At 63.5% G+C, this 18,028-nt stretch carries 13 protein-coding genes; 9 read left to right on the top strand and 4 right to left on the bottom strand.

Translation table 11 applies throughout. The features are described from left to right. Positions 1-45: 45 nt before the first annotated feature. Positions 46-1,356 carry an amino-acid N-acetyltransferase gene (argA, locus tag CSQ91_RS14410; protein ID WP_046685875.1) on the bottom strand — a complete coding sequence of 437 codons (1,311 nt, stop codon included), beginning with the start codon at positions 1,354-1,356 and terminating at the stop codon, positions 46-48. A 56-nt stretch (positions 1,357-1,412) separates the two neighbouring features. Between argA and hrpA the strand changes: the two genes are divergently transcribed. Beyond that, positions 1,413-5,645 (top strand): ATP-dependent RNA helicase HrpA, encoded by a 4,233-nt coding sequence (gene hrpA, locus CSQ91_RS14405; protein ID WP_099388795.1) that lies wholly within the window; start codon positions 1,413-1,415, stop codon positions 5,643-5,645. A gap of 116 nt (positions 5,646-5,761) precedes the next feature. On the opposite strand, the gene CSQ91_RS14400 is transcribed toward hrpA, so the two are convergent. Next, positions 5,762-6,367: a PRC-barrel domain-containing protein gene (locus CSQ91_RS14400; RefSeq protein WP_070281252.1), complete on the bottom strand. Its 606-nt coding sequence runs from the start codon at positions 6,365-6,367 to the stop codon at positions 5,762-5,764. A gap of 387 nt (positions 6,368-6,754) precedes the next feature. On the opposite strand from CSQ91_RS14400, the gene CSQ91_RS14395 reads away from it, so the two are divergent. The 3 genes from CSQ91_RS14395 (at position 6,755) to CSQ91_RS14385 (ending at position 11,444) form a co-directional block, all read left to right on the top strand. After that, the gene (locus tag CSQ91_RS14395) at positions 6,755-7,804 is read left to right on the top strand and encodes an extracellular catalytic domain type 1 short-chain-length polyhydroxyalkanoate depolymerase (protein ID WP_257217353.1); all 1,050 of its coding nucleotides are present in this window, start codon (positions 6,755-6,757) and stop codon (positions 7,802-7,804) included. 308 nt (positions 7,805-8,112) lie between these two features. Next, entirely contained in the window at positions 8,113-9,327 is a 1,215-nt protein-coding gene (locus CSQ91_RS14390; RefSeq protein WP_034783299.1) for an MFS transporter, read from the top strand. 83 nt (positions 9,328-9,410) lie between these two features. Beyond that, on the top strand, positions 9,411-11,444 hold the full coding sequence (locus tag CSQ91_RS14385) for a GNAT family N-acetyltransferase (protein WP_099388794.1): 2,034 nt from the start codon (positions 9,411-9,413) through the stop codon (positions 11,442-11,444). Positions 11,445-11,496: 52 nt separating this feature from the next. Here the strand turns inward: CSQ91_RS14385 and CSQ91_RS14380 are convergent, their stop codons facing one another. Further along, a complete protein-coding gene (locus CSQ91_RS14380; protein ID WP_034783303.1) occupies positions 11,497-12,762 on the bottom strand; it encodes a putative Na+/H+ antiporter in 1,266 nt (421 codons plus the stop codon). A gap of 206 nt (positions 12,763-12,968) precedes the next feature. Here CSQ91_RS14380 and imuA point away from each other — a divergent pair, with 206 nt between their 5' ends. The 4 genes from imuA to CSQ91_RS14360 all read left to right on the top strand — a co-directional run bounded on the left by imuA (position 12,969) and on the right by CSQ91_RS14360 (position 16,711). Continuing rightward, entirely contained in the window at positions 12,969-13,679 is a 711-nt protein-coding gene (gene imuA, locus CSQ91_RS14375) for a translesion DNA synthesis-associated protein ImuA (protein WP_099388793.1), read from the top strand. Beyond that, positions 13,609-15,096 (top strand): Y-family DNA polymerase, encoded by a 1,488-nt coding sequence (locus CSQ91_RS14370; protein ID WP_099388792.1) that lies wholly within the window; start codon positions 13,609-13,611, stop codon positions 15,094-15,096. Before imuA ends, CSQ91_RS14370 begins: the two co-directional genes overlap by 71 nt. Before the next feature lie 81 nt (positions 15,097-15,177). Beyond that, entirely contained in the window at positions 15,178-15,882 is a 705-nt protein-coding gene (locus tag CSQ91_RS14365; RefSeq protein ID WP_070260403.1) for a glutathione S-transferase N-terminal domain-containing protein, read from the top strand. Positions 15,883-15,952: 70 nt separating this feature from the next. After that, positions 15,953-16,711 (top strand): alpha/beta hydrolase family protein, encoded by a 759-nt coding sequence (locus CSQ91_RS14360; protein WP_099388791.1) that lies wholly within the window; start codon positions 15,953-15,955, stop codon positions 16,709-16,711. Between the two features lie 196 nt (positions 16,712-16,907). Here the strand turns inward: CSQ91_RS14360 and CSQ91_RS14355 are convergent, their stop codons facing one another. Next, positions 16,908-17,258, bottom strand: a complete 351-nt coding sequence (locus CSQ91_RS14355; protein ID WP_035827997.1) for a hypothetical protein — start codon at positions 17,256-17,258, stop codon at positions 16,908-16,910. 222 nt (positions 17,259-17,480) lie between these two features. Here CSQ91_RS14355 and CSQ91_RS14350 point away from each other — a divergent pair, with 222 nt between their 5' ends. Then, positions 17,481-17,942: an Hsp20 family protein gene (locus tag CSQ91_RS14350; protein WP_092606594.1), complete on the top strand. Its 462-nt coding sequence runs from the start codon at positions 17,481-17,483 to the stop codon at positions 17,940-17,942. Positions 17,943-18,028 lie beyond the last annotated feature (86 nt).

The raw sequence follows: 18,028 nt of genomic DNA, 5'->3' as shown, positions 1-18,028 counted from the left end.
GTATCTAAGTAATGAAAAAGCCCGGCATGCCGGGCTTTTTCATTTTTACAGTGTCTTGATGAGCACTTGGGACTTGCGTTGCCAGTTATACATATGCTGGCGATCCTTCGGCAAATCGTCGACGGTGGCCGGCACGAAGCCGCGTTTCTTGAACCAGTGCGAGGTGCGCGTGGTCAAGACGAACAGTTTGTTCAGGCCGGCGGCGCGCGCGCGGTTTTCCATGTGTTTCAGGATGCGTTCGCCGTCGCCCTGGGCTTGCACTTCCGGGTTGACGGTCAGGCATGCCATTTCCGCCATCTTTTGCGCGGGGAACGGGTACAGGGCGGCGCAGCCGAAGATCACGCCATCATGCTCGATGACGGAGAAATAATCGATTTCGCGTTCGATCAGCTCGCGGCCCCGCTTCACTAAAGTGCCGTCCGCTTCCAGCGGCTCGATCAGTTTGATGATGCCGCCCACGTCTTCGATGGTGGCCTGGCGCAGGCTTTCCAGGTTTTCATGGCTGATCATGGTGCCCACGCCATCGTGGGTAAACAATTCCAGCAGGGCCGAACCATCCATCGAGAACGGCACGATGTGCGAGCGCTCGACGCCGTTATGGCATGCCTTGACGCAATGTTTCAGGTAAAACGCCGTCGCGTCCGGCAGGAAGCCCGCCATCAGCACGGCTTCGGCCTGGTGCGACGACAGTTCGCGGATTTCCACGCCCGTGGCGTCTTCCATCATCGGTGTTTCCGTGATGAAAATCAGCTTGTCCGCGTGCAGGGCGATGGCGGCGCTGCAGGCCACGTCTTCCATGGTCAGGTTGAACGCTTCGCCCGTGGGCGAGAAGCCCAGCGGCGACAGCAGCACCAGGCCGTCCGAACCGAGGATGGAATGGATGGTTTCGGCGTCGACCTTGCGCGTGATGCCCGTCAGTTCCAGGTCCACGCCATCGATCACGCCCAGCGGGCGCGCCGTGATGAAGTTGCCGGAAATGATACGGATGGCAGCATGCGACATGGGCGTGTTCGGCAAGCCCTGGCTGAAGGCGGCCTCGATATCGAGGCGCAGCTCGCCGGCGGCTTCCTTCGCGCATTCCAGCGCGGCGATATCCGTGATGCGCACGCCATTGTGGAAGCGGCCTTCGACGTTACGCAGGGCCAGTTGTTCCGCCACCTGCGGCCGCGAGCCGTAGACGACGGTGACATTGATGTCCAGCGCATGCAGCAGGGACAAATCATGGGCCAGCACCTGCAGCGCCCCGGCGCTGACGAGTTCACCGGGGAAGGCGACCACGAAGGTCTTGCCGCGAAAGGCGTGGATGTAGGGCGCGACTGAGCGCAGCCATTGGACGAATTGGGTAGGGTTTTCCATTAAGCGCATTATAATTCGCTGCGCGATGTGCGCGCTTAAAATACCTGTAAAAAACAATGTCTTCAGCCAGCAATAAGTCTTCCCCTCCTTCCAACGTTGCAAATGTGCCCGCCAGCGGGGATATTTCCGCGCCTGCCGCCACGCCTGCGCAGGGCCGTCAGCGCCCGCCCGTGAGCCAGCAAAGGCAGCAGCCGCCGCGCGCGGAGCAGCAGAAACAGCAACAGCAGCAGCGATCGGGAGAGGGCAAGCCCCAGGCCGCGCGCGCGCCGCGCGAGGGGCAGGAAAGCCGCGAAGCCCGCGATGCGGCCCGCGCCGCGCGCGAGGCGGAAAAGGCTTTCCGCAATCCGCTGCCGCCGATTACGTATCCGGAAGACTTGCCCGTCTCGGGCCGGCGCGCGGAAATCGCCAAGGCCCTGATGGAAAACCAGGTGATCATCGTCTCGGGCGAGACGGGTTCCGGCAAGACGACCCAGTTGCCGAAGATTTGTCTGGAGCTGGGACGCGGCCAGAAGGGCATGATCGGCCACACGCAGCCGCGGCGTATCGCCGCTTCCTCGACGGCCAAGCGCATTGCGCAGGAGCTCGGTACACCGCTGGGCGAAACGGTGGGTTTCAAGGTCCGCTTTACCGATACCCTGAGCCGTGGCGCGTCCGTCAAGCTGATGACGGACGGTATCTTGCTGGCCGAGACGCAGACCGATCCGTTGTTGAAAAATTACGACACCATCATCATCGATGAGGCGCACGAACGCAGCCTGAACATCGATTTCCTGCTCGGTTATCTGAAACAGCTGCTGCCGCGCAGGCCGGACCTGAAAATCATCATCACGTCCGCCACCATCGATGCGGAACGCTTCTCGCGCCATTTCGGCACGCCGGAAAAACCGGCGCCCGTGATCGAAGTGTCGGGCCGTCTGTACCAGGTGGAAGTGCGCTACCGTCCCGTGGAGCGCGAGCAGGTAGCCATGCCTGGTTCGGGCGCGGGTAGTAGCGGCACCGACAAGCCGGGCCAGCGCACGGCCGCCGCGCGCGAAAAGCGCGACTTGATGGATGCCGTCGTCGATGGCGTGGAAGAACTGTGCCGCATCGGTTCGGGCGACGTGCTGGTGTTCTTGCCGGGCGAGCGCGAAATCCGCGACTGCGCCGAGGCGCTGCGCAAGCACCATCCGCCGCACGTGGAGATTTTGCCCCTGTTCGCCCGTTTGTCGGCCGAAGAGCAGGAGCGCGTGTTTAAAACCAGCAACGCGCGCCGCATCGTGCTGGCCACCAACGTGGCGGAAACCTCGCTGACGGTGCCCGGCATCCGCTATGTGGTCGATGCGGGCCTGGCGCGCGTGAAACGCTACAGCTACCGCAACAAGGTCGAGCAGCTGCAGGTCGAGCCGATCGCCCAGTCGGCCGCCAACCAGCGCGCCGGGCGTTGCGGCCGCGTCGCCGACGGCGTCTGCATCCGCCTGTACGAGGAGCAGGATTATTTGCTGCGGCCCAAATTCACGGAGCCGGAAATCCTGCGCTCCTCGCTGGCGGCCGTCATCCTGCGCATGAAATCGTTGCACCTGACGGACGTGGAAACCTTTCCGTTCATCGAACCTCCGCTGGCGCGCGCGATCGCGGACGGTTATCAGTTGCTGCAGGAACTCGGCGCCGTTGATGAGGTCAATAAACTCACGCCGCTGGGCAACAAGCTGGCCAAGCTGCCGCTGGACCCGCGCGTGGGCCGCATGATCCTGGCCGCGCTCGATAACGCGTGCCTGACGGAAGTGCTGATCGTCGCCTCGGCCCTGTCCGTGCAAGACCCGCGCGACCGCCCGATGGAACACCAGCAGGCGGCCGACGAGGCGCACAAGAAATTTGCCGATGAAAAGTCGGAATTCCTCAGCTACCTGAAAATCTGGCGCTGGTTCGAATCCGCCATCGAGCACAAGAAAACCAACCGCCAGCTGCAGGACAATTGCCGCACGAATTTCCTGTCGCAGATGCGCTTGCGCGAATGGCGCGACGTGCATTCGCAGCTGCTGACCATCGTCAAGGAGCAGGGCTGGCGATTGAATGAGGCACCGGCTACCTATGACAACCTGCATATGGCCTTGCTGACCGGCTTGCTGGGCAATATCGGTTTCAAGGGCGAGGACGAACCGGGCGCCGGCTACCTCGGTGCGCGCGGCATCAAGTTCCACATCTGGCCCGGTTCCTCGCTGTTGAAAAAGCCGGGCAAGTGGATCATGGCGGCTGAGCTGGTCGACACGACGCGTTTGTACGCGCGCTGCGTGGCGCAGATCCAGCCCGAATGGCTGGAAAAAGTCGGCGTACACTTGCTGAAGAAATCCTGGGGCGAACCGCGCTGGGAAAAACGCTCGGCGCAGGTGACGGCGTCCGAACGGGCTACTCTTTATGGCCTGGTGGTGTACAGCCAGCGGCGCATCAATTACGGCAATTTCAACTTGCCGGAAGCGCGCGAAATCTTCATCCGCGACGCCCTCGTGGGCGGCGACTTCGACACGCGCGCGCCCTTCTTTGCGCACAACCACAAGCTGATCAAGGACATCGAAAACCTCGAGCACAAGTCGCGCCGCCTGGACGTGCTGGTCGACGATGAACTGATCGCCGCCTTCTACGACAAGCTGCTGCCGGCGGACGTGTGCAATGGCGCCGGTTTCGAGAAATGGCACAAGGAAGCCACGCGCGAAAACCCGAAGCTGCTGTATTTGAACCGCGAAGAGCTGATGCGCCACGAGGCGGCCGGCGTGACGACGGACCTGTTCCCGAAGACCATGTCCGTGACGGGCCTGGAAATGGGCCTGACGTACCACTTCGAGCCGGGCAGCGTGCGCGATGGCGTGACCTTGAGCGTGCCGCTGTATGCCTTGAACCAGTTGCCGCGCGAGCGCTGCGAATGGCTGGTGCCGGGCATGCTGAAGGAAAAAGTGCATCTGCTGCTCAAATCCCTGCCGCAAAAGCTGCGCCGCCACTGCGTGCCGCTGCCCGATTACGCGGCCAGGTTCTGCGAGCGCGTGCATGAGGCGGGCGTGTTTGGCCGCGGCGACCTGATCGATGCCATCATCGCCGACATCCGCACGCAGATCACGATCAATGTGCTGACGACGGACTTCAAGCCGGAAACCCTGCCTGCCCATCACTTCATGAATTTCAAGGTGATCGACGAGCATGGCCGCCAGCTGGACATGGGCCGCAACCTGGCCACCCTGCAGGCGGAATTCGGCGGCCAGGCGCGCCAGAGTTTCCAGAAGCTGGCCGAAGTGTCGGGCGTGTCCGGCACGGGCACGCCCGGTGCCAAGGTGGCGGGCGCGCAAGTGGCATCGCGGCTCCAGGCGCAAGCCCAAGGCGCCGCCGCCAACGCGGCAGCAGGCAAGGGCGGCGCGCCGGCCAAGGGAGTGGCTGCCGCTGCAGCGCCGGCGTCCCCGAATGCCACCGTCTCGCAGCACATGGGCTTGACGGGCTGGACCTTTGGCGAATTGCCGGAGTTGCTCGAAATCGTGCAAGGCAAGCTGACCCTGATCGGTTTCCCCGCCCTGGTCGACAAGGGTACGCATTGCGACCTGGAAGTGTTCGATGATCCGACCGTAGCCGCCCGCACGCACAAGGTGGGTTTGCGCCGATTGTTCGCGCTGCAAATGAAGGAACAGATCAAGTACGTCGAGAAAAGCATCCCCGGTCTTCAGCAGATGGGCATGCAATTCATGGCCCTCGGTTCGCAGGAAGAGTTGCGCGAGCAAATCATTAACAAGGCGCTCGACATCGCTTGCCTGCAAGATCCGCTGCCGCTGGATGCCGCCTCGTTTGCCAAGCGCCAGGCGGAGGGCAAGTCGCGCCTCGTCTTGCTGGTCAATGAAATCGCCCGTTTGCTGTCGCAAGTGCTGACGGAATTCCACGGCTTGCCCAAGCGCCTGCAGAATATTCCCGCAGCGGCAGCCGCCGATATCCAGTCGCAGCTGCAAGGCCTCGTGCATAAGCGCTTCCTGACGGAAAACGAGTACACGCAGCTGGCGCATTTCCCCCGCTATCTGAAGGCGATCAACGTGCGCCTGGAAAAGCTGCGCGCCGACCCCGCGCGCGACACCAAGTTGATGGCCGAATGGCAATCGGCCGCCGCGCCGTATCTGCGTCAGGCCAAGGATCGCCAGGCCGGCAAGAATACGGACCCGAAACTGGTCGACTTCCGCTGGATGCTGGAAGAGCTGCGCGTGTCGCTGTTTGCGCAGGAATTGCGCACGCCGATGCCTGTTTCTGCCAAGCGTTTGCAGAAAGTGTGGGAGTCGATGCAGCGGTAGGTCGGATTAGCGGGGCAAAGCCACGCGTAATCCGACAACATCGTTGGCGCTACCGGTGGTGCCGTGTCAACGGTGTTATCGGTGTCGCTGGTGGTGTCGGATTACGCGGCTAGCCGCTAATCCGACCTACCCGACCCATGTTTATCGAACTCATCGTCGCCGAGCGCCGAACGCGAGCCCAGGTCGCCCTGGCTGCTGCCCGTGCCAGCGCGGCTGCCGCTCATGGAGGTGCCGGTCAGGCTGCCTTCGCTGCCCGATTGCAGGCTGGCGCCGCTGCGCAGGTCGCTGCCGGATGGCATGCGGCTGCCTGCCATGGCGCCGCTGCCGTAGCGCATGCCGCTGCCATAGAACGCTTCCATCTGCTGGTTCCAGGCATCGCTGCCCATGTCGGGCCAGTTGTTCTTGTCGAAACCGGGAGCCTCTTTCAGCAAGTCTTTGTCCACGTTGAGCAGGAAGCGCTTGTTGACGGTGTCCAGGGTCAAGCGTTCCCAGGGCACGGCAAACAGCTTGTCGCCCATGCCCAGCATGCCGCCGAAGGACAGCACGGCATAGGCGATCTGGCCGGTGCGCATGTCGAGCATGATTTCCTTGATGTCGCCCAGTTCCTCGCCGCTGTGATTGTAGACATCGTCGCCGAGCAGGGTGTCAGCCCCCATCAGGGCCGGCCCCGGGCCGTCGTGGTTGCGGTACATGCCCAGGATGTCGCGGTCCAGATAGCTCATGGTGTTCTCTCCTCGTGAAGTGCTGATCGAACACCCAGATTACGCATGCGCACCAAGTCGCGCTTGATCTGCCTCAATGGTGCCAGCGGCACTTTTATCGGTGTGCAAGCGTACGGTGTGGTCAGCCAATTGCGGTACTCTATGCGTTCTAAAGAGGAGGCCGCACATGCTGACGATGCAACGATGCAGTGGGATGAACTTGCGGTACGCTCCACCACGACATGGGCGCCGCTTGCCATGGTAAAGCCCGCCACCAAATGGCTGCGCGGGTTATTGCGCGCCGGTAAGGCGCAGCAGCGCACTGCGACTAAGCTGGCCAAGGTGCTGTTCGGGTCCGTGCCGGCCAAGCCCACGCCTAAATCTAAACCTAAGCCCCGCAGCAAGCCCGTGGCCAAGACCAGGCCGACGCCGCGCGCCAGGCCTGCCAGCGACGCCGTGCCCTCGCTGGCGCCCTTTGCCACGCCCCTGTCGCCCCCGCGCGTGCGCAAGCGAACGCCGCCCCCGCCGGGCAAGTGGCTGGCCGCCCACTATGCGCCATTGCCGGAGCTGGGGCAGTTGCCGGGCCGGCGCCTGCCCTATTTCCTGTACCTGCCCGAGAAGGCGCCCAGCGCCGCCATGCGCAGCCGTGGCCGGCCGCTGCTGGTGATGCTGCACGGTTGCGAACAGAGCGCCACGCAGTTTGCCGAAGGCACGCGCATGAACCGCCTGGCCGAACGCAAGGGTTATGCCGTGCTGTATCCGCAGCAGTCGCTGCGCTCGCATGCGCGCCGCTGCTGGAAGTGGTACGACAAGCTGACGCAGGAGGGCGGCGGCGACGTGCGCCTGATCGTCGGCGCCATCGAGCAGGTGGCGGCCCGCTATGTGATCGACCGCGCGCGCATCTATATCTGCGGCATTTCCGCCGGCGCCGGCATGGCGCATATCGTGGCCTTGAACCATCCCCATCTGTTCGCCGCGCTGGGCCTGCATTCCGGGCCCGTGTTTGGCGCCGGGCATAACCTGATCGGCGCGCTGGGCGTGATGCAGCATGGCGCTGCCGCCCGTGCCGACGCGGCCATCGATGAAGTGCTGGCGCGCCAGCCCGCGTTTCCCCGCTTGCCCACCATCCTGCTGCAAGGGCTGGCCGACAAGGTGGTGCGGCCCATCAACCAGACGCAGCTGGTCCGCCAGAGCGTGCGCGTGAACCGCTTGCCGTTTGATACCGTGGTGACGGCGCAGCGTCTGCCTGGCGGCGCGGCGGGCGGACGCAATCCGGCCCATGCGTATGCGCTGCACGACTATCAGGTGGGCAAGGATGTGCTGCTGCGCGTGGCGCAGGTCGAGCACCTCGAGCACGCGTGGAGCGGCGGCGATGCCAGCCTGCCGTTCAACGACAAGGCCAAGCCCGACGCCAGCAGGATGCTGCTCGATTTCTTCGCCAGCCACCGCCGCCGGTAAGCCAGCGTGCCTGCGCGCCGCAACGGCGCGCAGGCACTGGTACGCATCGTTCTTTCATTCCCCCTCAGGGCCGCTGCCGCGCGGCGGGGCGCTGGCCGCGCCCATTTCAGCACAGATTCCACATGCCGCAGTACCATCGAGTTTATCTAATTGGTATTGCTGCGGTATTTAAAAATCACAAAAACAGGCGCTAAAAATACGAACTGGTATACAATTGGTACACGTTTTCAGTGTGAAGCGTGTCTGCCGTCCCATGCCCCGACGGCAGATATGCACTGACGGCAGCCACCCACGTTACGGAACGCGCCATGTCCATCAAGTCCAAGCAGTTGCTGTGGTTTTTTGCGTTTTTCCTCGTCTTTGAACTGAATATCTATCTGTCGAACGACATGATCATGCCGGCCATGCTGGGCATCGTCGGCGAGTTCCAGGCGGAGGAAAAATTCGTCCCCCTGTCCCTGAGCCTGTATCTGCTGGGCGGCAGTTCCCTGCAGATTTTCCTGGGGCCTTTGGCCGACACCATCGGCAAGCGCAAGCTGGTGCTGACTGGCAATACCTTATTCCTGCTGGCCACGCTGGCCGTGCCATTTGCCGCGTCGATCGAGCAATTTCTCGCCGCGCGTTTCATCCAGGGCATGGGCTGCTGCTTCATCTTCGTCGGCTATGCCATGATCCATGAACTGTTCGATGACATGGCGGCCGTCAAGCTGAGCAGCATCCTGTCGAGCACCACCATCCTCGCGCCCCTTGCCGGCCCCATCCTCGGCAGCGCCATCATCAGCCGGCTGGACTGGCGCTACGTCTTTTTCCTCTCCGGCCTGCTGGCGCTGCTGTCCTTGCTGGGCCTGTTCAAGACCATGCCGCGCGCGGCCCCCAGGGTCACGCGCCTGGACCTTGCCGCCATCGTGCGCAGCTACGCGGCCATTTTCAGCAACAAGCGCTTCATGTTCGGCATGTTCACGGCCGGGCTGGCCACCGTGCCCCTGACGGCCTGGATCGGCTTTTCGCCCATCTTCGTGCTGCAGGAAATGGGCGCCTCCTACGCCACGTATATCGCCTTGCAATGCGTGATTTTGTCGGGCTTTGTCCTCAGCAGCATCGCCATCCAGCGCCTGCGCCAGGATTTCCCCCTCGTGCATCTGCTGCGCCTGGGCGGGCTGGTCGCGGCCGCCGGCATGCTGGGCGCCGGCGCGGGCCGCCATCACGTCGACGTGTTCGCCGCCTGCATGTTTGTCTATTCCATCGGCTTCGGCCTGTTCAATGGCGCCCTGATACGCAGCGCGATCACGGCCAGCAAGGAATCGGTGACCTTGACGACGGCTGCCATGAGCTTGTTGTACTGCATTTATCTGTCCGCCTGGCTGCAGCTCTATAACGTGCTGTGCCAGCGTTTCGGCTATGCGCTGGAAACGTATGCGCTGCTCAATATCCCCGTCATTGTGGTCATCGCCGCCTGCCTGCTGCTGTTTACGCGGGGCATGGCGGGGCGCCGGGAAAGCGAGGTGCTGCTCGCCCGGCACTGATGGCGCAGCGATGCGCATGTTGTCGACCTTGTTTTACCTCCTGCGAAGTTTATTGACACTCTCCTGCGGAAAATGGTGCGCCCATGAAAATAGATGACCTGGCCTCGAAACACGATCAAGCAAAGATTTTCAACCTGGAATACGAGTTCCGCATCAACCGGCTGAAACTCGATTACATCACCCTGGCCGATGTCCGGCCGGCCGGCAGCGACCTGGAACAGCTGGCCGTGGAGCACCAGGCGGGCATCGCGGCCCTGCGCAGCTTCGTCGCCCTGAATTTCAACCATTTCAATGCAGCAAGCTGCTCGTCGCTGAGCTGCATTCCCACCCGCGCGCTCGGCGACGATGAGCGCTACCTGCACCGCATCTGGATGGGCGGACCGTTGCCGGCCATCGCAGCCGAAGCGATCCAGCAGTGGGGCGCGGCGCTGGAAGCGGTGCGGCACAACGGCGGCGCGCCGTACGTCTCCATCCTGTGGGTGTGGGATGCGCAGCAGCTGCGCAATGACGAGCGCTTCAGCCCCACGGGCGGCGCCGGGCGCTACACGATAGGCCGCTACGCCATCGGCGGCACGACCCTGCATATCAATTCTCTGCGCGCGCTGGCGCTGGATTTCGCGCCGGCCCGCTTCGGCGTACTCGATACCCTGCATATGCAGCGCTACTTCGCCACCTTGTCCGATTATTTCCGCATCCTCATCATGTGCGAATACGGCGGCATGTATATGGATGTCGATACGATCCCGCACAATCCGGCGACGATTTTCCTGATGAAGCCGGAAGTACCCGATTATTTCCAGCGCAAGGATGGCGACAGCGAAGAGCGCCAGCATGTCAGCTGGATGAATCTGTTTCTCGATGAAACGGGCATGCTGATCGCCAAGAAGAACGATGCCGCGCTGCGTGTGATCCAGCGCAATGTGAACCTCGCCTATGCGGGTATCGATGCGCGGATTCCCCGTTCCTGCCCGCAATTCGAGGCGCAGCTGTTTGGCCAGTTCTATGCCGAATGGAAGAAAAACCTGGGCGTGACCCTGCTCAGCCATGCCGAGTTCTACCAGCGTTATTGCGTGCTGTATGACGGTGCGCGGGAAGCGGTGGCGGGCGGCATCCGGGGCATGCGCTTGCTGGACGATATCATTACCGACGTGCACATTCCCCTCAGTGACGAGGAACGGCGCGCGTATGCGCGCTGCGTCGCCAGGCTCGACGAAATCGGCTGGCAACTCGACGATCCTTTGAGCCTGCCCGACATCGTCGATGTGTTCGATATCGAGGAAGTGCCGCGCATGGCGTATGCGGCCCAGCTGCGGGCGGACATCGACCATTTTCACTATTACTCGGTGCTGTCGGACGACCCGCAGCTCGATCGCGTGAATGGCGTCTTTTGCCGCTACCTGCTGGCCCACCGTTCGCAGCATATTGCCGCTGGCGATTTCTGGCGCCCGACCGTGGGCCGCCACGGCAGCCGCATGCCGGCCGCCAGCGATGCCGTCCCGTCCGGCGACGAGACGCAGGCGGGCCTGCTGTCGCATGCGCCGCTCAAGCTGGTGCCGGGTGAACTGCTGGGCGATGAGACGAAGAACCGCATGGCGAAACTGCTGTTTGCCACCAGCTATCTCGAATACTGCTCGTTCGGCAATAAACTCAATCTGCAGTTCGTCGAATTGCAGCGGCGGCAGAATATCGACCCGTATCTGCAGCACATCCACGGCTTGCACGACGAAGATGGGCGTTTCATCGGCTTCTTCACTGCCGCCACGATGGCCGAGTTCCAGGCTTGCGGCGCCGTCTCGTATTACCGAGACGACATGAAGGCGCTCGACGATGCCTATGACGCATTCGTGCTCGCGCATGCGCGCAATGACGACTGTTTCGTCAGCAGCCTGGCCATCGACGAGAAATACCGGGGGCAGGGCCTGTTCCGGCAGATGTTCCATGAAATCCGCGACCTGGCCAGCCGCAAGGGCTGTGCGCGCATCACCTTGACGGTATGGGAAAAAAGCGAGGCGCTGCAAGTGTATCTGCACAAGGGTTTTCGCAGCGTGGGCACGTTCGACTATGCCTACAGCCTGTTCTATGACCGGCTGCATTTCCTCGTGTATGAAGGGAACTGAAGAGGGAAATTGAAGGCAGCAGGGGCGGCCGGCAGCCGCCCCGTGATGAGGCTTACAGGGCCAGGAAGGCCAGGCCCGCCACGGCCGTCGGCAGCAGGGCGCCGGCCAGCAAACCGACGGCGCCGATCGATTCATCCTTGAAGCCGCGGCGCAGCAGGGCCACGCCGGCCGGGTTCGGCGCATTGGCGATGACGGTCAAGCCGCCGCCGGCTACGGCGCCGGCCATCAGCATGTATTTCGCTTCGTCCGTCATGCCGACGATCAGCGAACCGAGGTAAGTGAGGGCCGCATTGTCGGTAATGGCCGTCAAGCCCAGGGCACCGAAGAACAGGGCCAGCGGTTTCAGGCTGGAAACGATGGGCTGCAGCCACCATTGCTGCATGCCGCCCAGTACCACCAGGCCGCCGAGGAAGAAGCCGACCAATAAACCCTCTTTCAGGATCAGCGGGCTTTGATAGCGCTCATACGCCTGCACGAAGCCGAGGAAGAACAGGAACAGGCCGATGAACAGCACGGGATGGTGCGCCAGGGCGACGACGCCGGCCAGCACGATCATGTGCACCAGGCTGACGGCCAGCGGCACTTTTGGCGCTTCCACTTCACCGGCCTTCGGCTTGATGTCGGAGGTGTTGCTGTGCAGGTATTTGCGCAGCAAAATGCTCACGCCGGTGGCGTTGACGAGGACGGCGATGGCCGCCTTCCAGCCGAAGTGGGTGGCCATGTAGGCGCTATCCCAGTTCCACGTGGTGGCCACCATCAGCACGGGCGGCGCCGCGTACGAGGTGAGCGTGCCGCCGATGGAAACGTTGACGAAGAGCACGCCCAGCGCGCCGTATTTCAGCCATTCAGGAATGCCCGGGCGGAAGATTTGCGGTGCCAGCATCAACGCGGCCAGGGTCATGGCGGCCGGTTCCGTGATCAACGAACCCGTCAGGGGCACAAGCGCCAGGCCCAGCCAGACGAGGGCCAGTTCCGTGCGCAGCGGCATCACGCGCGCCACGCCTTTCAACAGGCGCTGCACGGCGTCGAGCACGGGGCGCGAGGCAGCCACGACCATGACGACAAAGACGAACAGCGGCTCCGTGTAATGGCGCGACTCGGCATACTCGATGGCCGCATCGCCGCCCGAGACAAAGGCCATGATGATGATCAAGATGAAGGCCCAGAAGCCGAACACGACTTCCACTTCGCCCAGCAAGTGCAGCAGGCCCGCATGGCGGGGGTGGCGCCGCGACAAGGTTTCAAACGACTTGGCGGCAAAGGTGTGGATGAGCGCAAGCCCGAAGACGATGGCGCTGATGATTTGGATGGTGGTCAAATGCGTTTCCTTATGGACGGAGGAGGCCGACTGGTACGTTGCCAGACGGTAAGGAGAGTGCTTATGGTACAGCAATCGATGTGAAAAACGGTGTTTTTCGGATGTGGCGGGACGTCCCCCGGGGAGCTGCGGCGCAGATAAGCCTTGCCAAAAACGGGGCTGGATAGTACTGTATATAAATACAGTATTTATCTTCATATTCAATTATGCAACATTCCCAATTGATGGCCTCGCCGGAAGCCTTGCACCCGTCCCTGTGGCGCGCATCGCAGCTGGGGCAGGGCGCCACGCGCTGCCTGGACACCGGCTTTGCCGCCCTGTCCGCGCAGTTGCCCGGCGGCGGCTGGCCCAGCGGCAGCCTCATCGATCTGCTGGTGCAGCAGCCGGGCAGCGGCGAATTGCGGCTGCTGGCGCCCGCGCTGGCGCAGCTGCCGGGCTTGCCCATCGTGCTGCTGCAGCCGCCCCATCCGCCGCAGGCGCTGGCCCTGGCCGCGCAGGGGCTGGCGCCGTCGCAATTGCTGTGGTTAAAGAGCGCCAGCAGCAAGGATGCCCTGTGGGCGGCGGAAAACATCTTGCGCAGCGGTAGTTGCGGCGCCTTGCTGTTCTGGCAGCCGCATGTGCGCGCCGACAGCCTGCGCCGGCTGCACCTGGCCGCGCAGTCCGGCAACACCCTGTTTTGCATGCTGCGCCCGCTGCACGGCGCGCAGGATGCGTCGCCGGCGCCGCTGCGCCTGTCCGTGCGTCCGGCCGCCGGCGGCATCGAGATCGGCTTCATCAAGCGCCGGGGACCGCAGCGCGACGCGCCCCTGTTCCTGCCCCTGCAACCTCCTTCATTACTGCTACGCCATGCGACTCTGGATCGGCCTGTGCCTGCCCCGGCTCCCGCTCGAAGTGTTTTGCCCGCGCTGGTCGATTGACAGCCTCGGCGTGGTGCTGGAGCAGGAGCAAGTGATGGCCGTGTCGCCGCTGGCGCGGGCAGCCGGCATCCGGCCGGGCATGCGCCGCGCCGGCGCGCTGATGCTGGCGCCGCAGGCGCGCCTGCACGAACGCTCTCCCGAACTGGAAGCGCAAGCCCTGCAAGCGGTGGCGCTGGCGCTGCTGCAATATTCGCCGCTGGTGGCGCAGGGCGAGGAAGCGACCCTGCTCGTCGATGCGGGCGCCAGCCTGCGCTTGTTCGGCGGCGTGCGCGCCCTGTGCCGGCAAATCGCGGCCAGCTTGCGCGCGCTCGGCTACACGGCCCAGCTGTCCTGCGCCCCCACGGCGCGCGGCGCCTGGCTGCTGGCGCGCGCCGCTACGCGCCGGGGCCGCACATTGAGCATGGCCAGCCTGGTGCGCCGCCTCGACCGCCTGCCGTGCGCCTTGCTGCCGCCGGCGCGCCCCTACCTGGAATGGCTGGACGGCATCGGCTGCCGCACCCTGGGGCAGCTGCGCCACTTGCCCCGGCCCGGCTTGCAGCGCCGCTGCGGCGGGGCCTTGCTGGACATGCTCGACGATGCGCATGGTCACGGCACGGAACTGTACCTGTGGCTCGAAGCGCCGCCCACGTTCCGCGCCAGTCTGGAATTGTTCGACCGCGTGGAGCACGCCGACGCGCTGCTGTTCGGCGCGCGCCGGCTGCTGCAGCAAATGACGGGCTGGCTGTGCGCGCGGCAATTTGCCGTCGAGCGCATCCAATTGTTGCTGGCGCACGAGCGGGGCCGGGTGGCGCGTGCGCCCACCGTCATCGACCTGGCCCTGGGCGAGGCCGTCTGGCGCGACGAGCACCTGGTGCGCCTGCTCAAGGAACGCCTGGCGCAGCTGGCGCTGGACGCGCCCGTGATCGGCCTCACGCTGGAAGCGCTGCAGGTGCAGCCGATGGCGCCGCCCAGCGACACCCTGTTTCCAGAGCCGGGCGGCACGCCGCAAGAGCGCCAGCGCTTGATGGAATTGCTGGTGGCGCGCCTGGGCACGGAGAATGTCTTGCAGGCCGCGCCGCGCGCCGATTACCGTCCCGAGGCGGCCAACCAGTGGCTGCCGCTGCCTGCCAAGGCCGGCGGCAGAAACGCGGTGCCGGACTTGCCGCCCGGCTTGCCCGGCATGCCCCGTCCCGGCTGGCTGCTGGCCCAGCCCATCGCCCTCCTGATGCGCGAACACCGGCCATTCTATGGCTCGCCCCTGAAAATGGTCTCTGTCGCCGAGCGCATTGAAGCGGGCTGGTGGGGCCAGTCGCAGGCGCGCGATTACTTCATCGCCGAAGGCCTCGATCATGCCCACTACTGGGTCTACCGTGAACGCATCGCCGGCAGCGGAGAAGATGCCGCGCCGCGCTGGTTTTTGCATGGCTTGTTTGGCTGAATGCGCTGTCCTGCTGAAACTGCCATGCTTGGCTATACTGGCTTCCCGGCGCCGCATCTTTAATTGAAATGAAGGATATCCATGACACAGCTTTCCGACTTCCCCATCACCCAAAAATGGCCTGCCCGGCATCCCGAGCGCCTGCAGCTGTACTCGCTACCGACGCCGAACGGCATCAAGGTTTCGATCCTGCTGGAAGAGCTGGGCCTGGCGTACGAGCCGCACCTGGTCAGCTTCGAGCAGAATGACCAGCTGTCGCCCGCCTTCCTGTCCCTCAATCCGAACAACAAGATTCCCGCCATCCTCGACCCGGACGGTCCCGATGGCAAGCCGCTGGCCCTGTTCGAGTCGGGCGCCATCCTGCTGTACCTGGCCGAAAAGACGGGCAAGTTCATCCCCCAGGACGCAGGCCTGCGCTATGAAACGATACAGTGGCTGATGTTCCAGATGGGCGGTATCGGCCCCATGTTTGGCCAGGTGGGCTTCTTCCATAAATTCGCCGGCAAGGATTACGAGGACAAGCGGCCGCTGGAACGCTATATCGGCGAGGCCAAGCGCCTGCTGGGCGTGCTCGAGCAGCGCCTGCAGGGCCGCGACTGGATCATGGGTAGCCAGTACACGATTGCCGATATCGCCATCTTCCCGTGGGTGCGCTGCCTGGTGGGTTTCTATGGGGCGGGCGACCTCGTCGGCTTTGGCAATTTCCCGCATGTGCAGCGCGCGCTGGACGCGTTTCTGGCCAGGCCAGCCGTTGCCAAAGGAGTCAATATTCCCAAGCGGGATTAAAGCAGGAAGTAGCCGGGCGGCGCTACAATGCGCCATCGGCCGCCCTGCGCGGCAGCTTTGATCTGAGACAATGAAATCCACTCGGCAAGATTTTCTCGGCGCGCACGGCCATGTGCTGGCGGCGCGCCTCGATGCGCCCGACGGCGCCATCCGCGCGTATGCGCTGTTCGCCCACTGTTTTACTTGCGGCAAGGACGTGCTGGCCGCGCGGCGCATCGCGCAAGGTCTCACGGAACACGGCATCGCCGTGCTGCGCTTCGACTTCACGGGACTGGGCGCCAGCGAGGGCGAGTTTGCCGCCACCAATTTCTCGTCGAACGTCGACGACCTGGTCGCCGCCGCGGATTTTCTGCGGGCAAAACACGCCGCGCCGCAATTGCTGATCGGCCATAGCCTGGGCGGCGCGGCCGTGCTGGCCGCTGCCGCGCAAGTGCCGGAAGCGACCGCCATCGCCACCCTGGCCGCACCCAGCACGCCCGCCTACGTGACGCGCATGTTCAGCGAGCACCTGGAGCAAATCGCCGCCGAAGGCGAAGCGCTGGTGCAGCTGGAAGGGCGGCCTTTCCGCATCCGCCAGCAATTCGTCGACGACGCGGGCAGCCACAGCCTCAAGACCCACATCACCGGCCTGCGCCGCGCCCTGCTGGTGATGCACGCGCCGAACGACACGACGGTGAGCCTGTCGAACGCGATGGATATCTTCACGGCCGCCAAGCACCCGAAAAGTTTCGTTTCGCTCGACGACGCCGACCATCTGTTGACGGGACGCGATGACGCGGCCTACGTTGCCAACGTGATCGCCGCCTGGAGCGCGCGCTATATCAGCTAAGTAAGCAAGCGGTCGCCCATGAAAAACGCCGCGGCAGCAGAAGCTGGCGCGGCGCGGATACTATTGGTACTTTACAACATCTGACAAAATCGTAGCGAGCGGCAGTGATTTGTGGCCGAGAAGCGCAGCCGTGCTAAAGCACGGTGAGCATCGCCGGCCGCAAAGCGCGACGCGCAGTAGATTTGGTCAGGTGTTCTCAGTCTTCGTCAAATTCGGCGGATAGATCCTTCCAGCCCTTGCTGATGGCAAAGGCCGAAAATTCCTCGGGCGCTTCCAGAACGATCAGTTTCTTGTCTTGCAAGCCAAGGTCGCCGTGGCCGAAATCGGGGCCCACGTAGCCGAGGCTGCGCAGGCGGGCCAGTATGTGGCCGACCAGGGTCTTGTCCTTATAGGCGCCCGCTTCGAGCGGGGCGGCGAAATCGACGTAGACGTCGATGATGCCGTAGCCTTCGTCGAAGATGCGGATGGCCTTGATGTCGTGGGCACGGCCGGAGCCGTCGGTGGCCTTGAAGGGGCCGCTGAGCTGGATGTCGGTGTCATTGTTCATGCCGCCAGCATACACCAAAAGCCGGTGCCGCATGGGGGACGCCATGCAAAATCCCCTTGGGCTGCGCATGTAAAAATTTCTTACAAATTTGGCGGCGTCTGGGGCGCTTTTCGCCAATTTCAAGGCCTTGAAAGGGGCTGGAGAGGCCGTATATCGGTAACAAGCGGATGCTCATGGTGAGGTCCGCCCCTCTTATCGCTTCATTTGAAAAGGATATTTATCATGCGTACTTTTGACCTTGCTCCCCTGTACCGTTCCGCCATTGGCTTTGACCGCCTGGCACAGCTGCTCAACGAACAGCGCGCCGATGCGCAACCGAGCTATCCGCCGTACAACATCGAACTGGTGTCGGAAGATAAATACCGCATCGTGATGGCATTGGCCGGCTTCTCACGTGAAGAGATTGACATCATCACCGAACGCGATTCCCTGCACGTCACGGGCCGCAAGCAGAAAGATGGCGTCGAGCGCACCTTCTTGCATCGCGGTATCGCTGCCCGCGATTTCGAACAGCGTTTCCAGCTGGCCAACCACGTGAAAGTCACGGGCGCCACGTTTGAAAACGGCATGCTGACGATCGACTTGGTGCGCGAGGTGCCGGAAGCGCTGAAACCGCGCAAGATCGAGATCGGCTCCGGCAGCGGCGCCACCGTCAGCGCGCTGGAACAGCGTCAGGCGGCCTGATCTGATCGTGGCGCCCTCCGGGCGCCCGGGCAGGTTCCTTTCATGCAGTAAAATACTGGCCGGTTGATCCGGCCAGTGTCACGTCC

The sequence above is a fragment of the Janthinobacterium sp. BJB301 genome (assembly GCF_002735685.1).
Classification (GTDB): domain Bacteria; phylum Pseudomonadota; class Gammaproteobacteria; order Burkholderiales; family Burkholderiaceae_D; genus Janthinobacterium; species Janthinobacterium lividum.
Note: the sequence above shows the minus strand (reverse complement) of the source record. Positions and strands in the feature narration are given on the sequence as shown.

Bases quoted from the DNA above. Each gene is read 5' to 3' on its own strand.
- CSQ91_RS14390 (WP_034783299.1), top strand. From the start codon at position 8,113: ATGTCCATCAAGTCCAAGCAGTTGCTGTGGTTTTTTGCGTTTTTCCTC.
- argA (WP_046685875.1), bottom strand. From the start codon at position 1,356: ATGGAAAACCCTACCCAATTCGTCCAATGGCTGCGCTCAGTCGCGCCC.
- CSQ91_RS14370 (WP_099388792.1), top strand. From the start codon at position 13,609: ATGCGACTCTGGATCGGCCTGTGCCTGCCCCGGCTCCCGCTCGAAGTG.
- CSQ91_RS14360 (WP_099388791.1), top strand. From the start codon at position 15,953: ATGAAATCCACTCGGCAAGATTTTCTCGGCGCGCACGGCCATGTGCTG.
- CSQ91_RS14350 (WP_092606594.1), top strand. From the start codon at position 17,481: ATGCGTACTTTTGACCTTGCTCCCCTGTACCGTTCCGCCATTGGCTTT.
- hrpA (WP_099388795.1), top strand. From the start codon at position 1,413: ATGTCTTCAGCCAGCAATAAGTCTTCCCCTCCTTCCAACGTTGCAAAT.
- imuA (WP_099388793.1), top strand. From the start codon at position 12,969: ATGCAACATTCCCAATTGATGGCCTCGCCGGAAGCCTTGCACCCGTCC.
- CSQ91_RS14365 (WP_070260403.1), top strand. From the start codon at position 15,178: ATGACACAGCTTTCCGACTTCCCCATCACCCAAAAATGGCCTGCCCGG.
- CSQ91_RS14355 (WP_035827997.1), bottom strand. From the start codon at position 17,258: ATGAACAATGACACCGACATCCAGCTCAGCGGCCCCTTCAAGGCCACC.
- CSQ91_RS14400 (WP_070281252.1), bottom strand. From the start codon at position 6,367: ATGAGCTATCTGGACCGCGACATCCTGGGCATGTACCGCAACCACGAC.
- CSQ91_RS14385 (WP_099388794.1), top strand. From the start codon at position 9,411: ATGAAAATAGATGACCTGGCCTCGAAACACGATCAAGCAAAGATTTTC.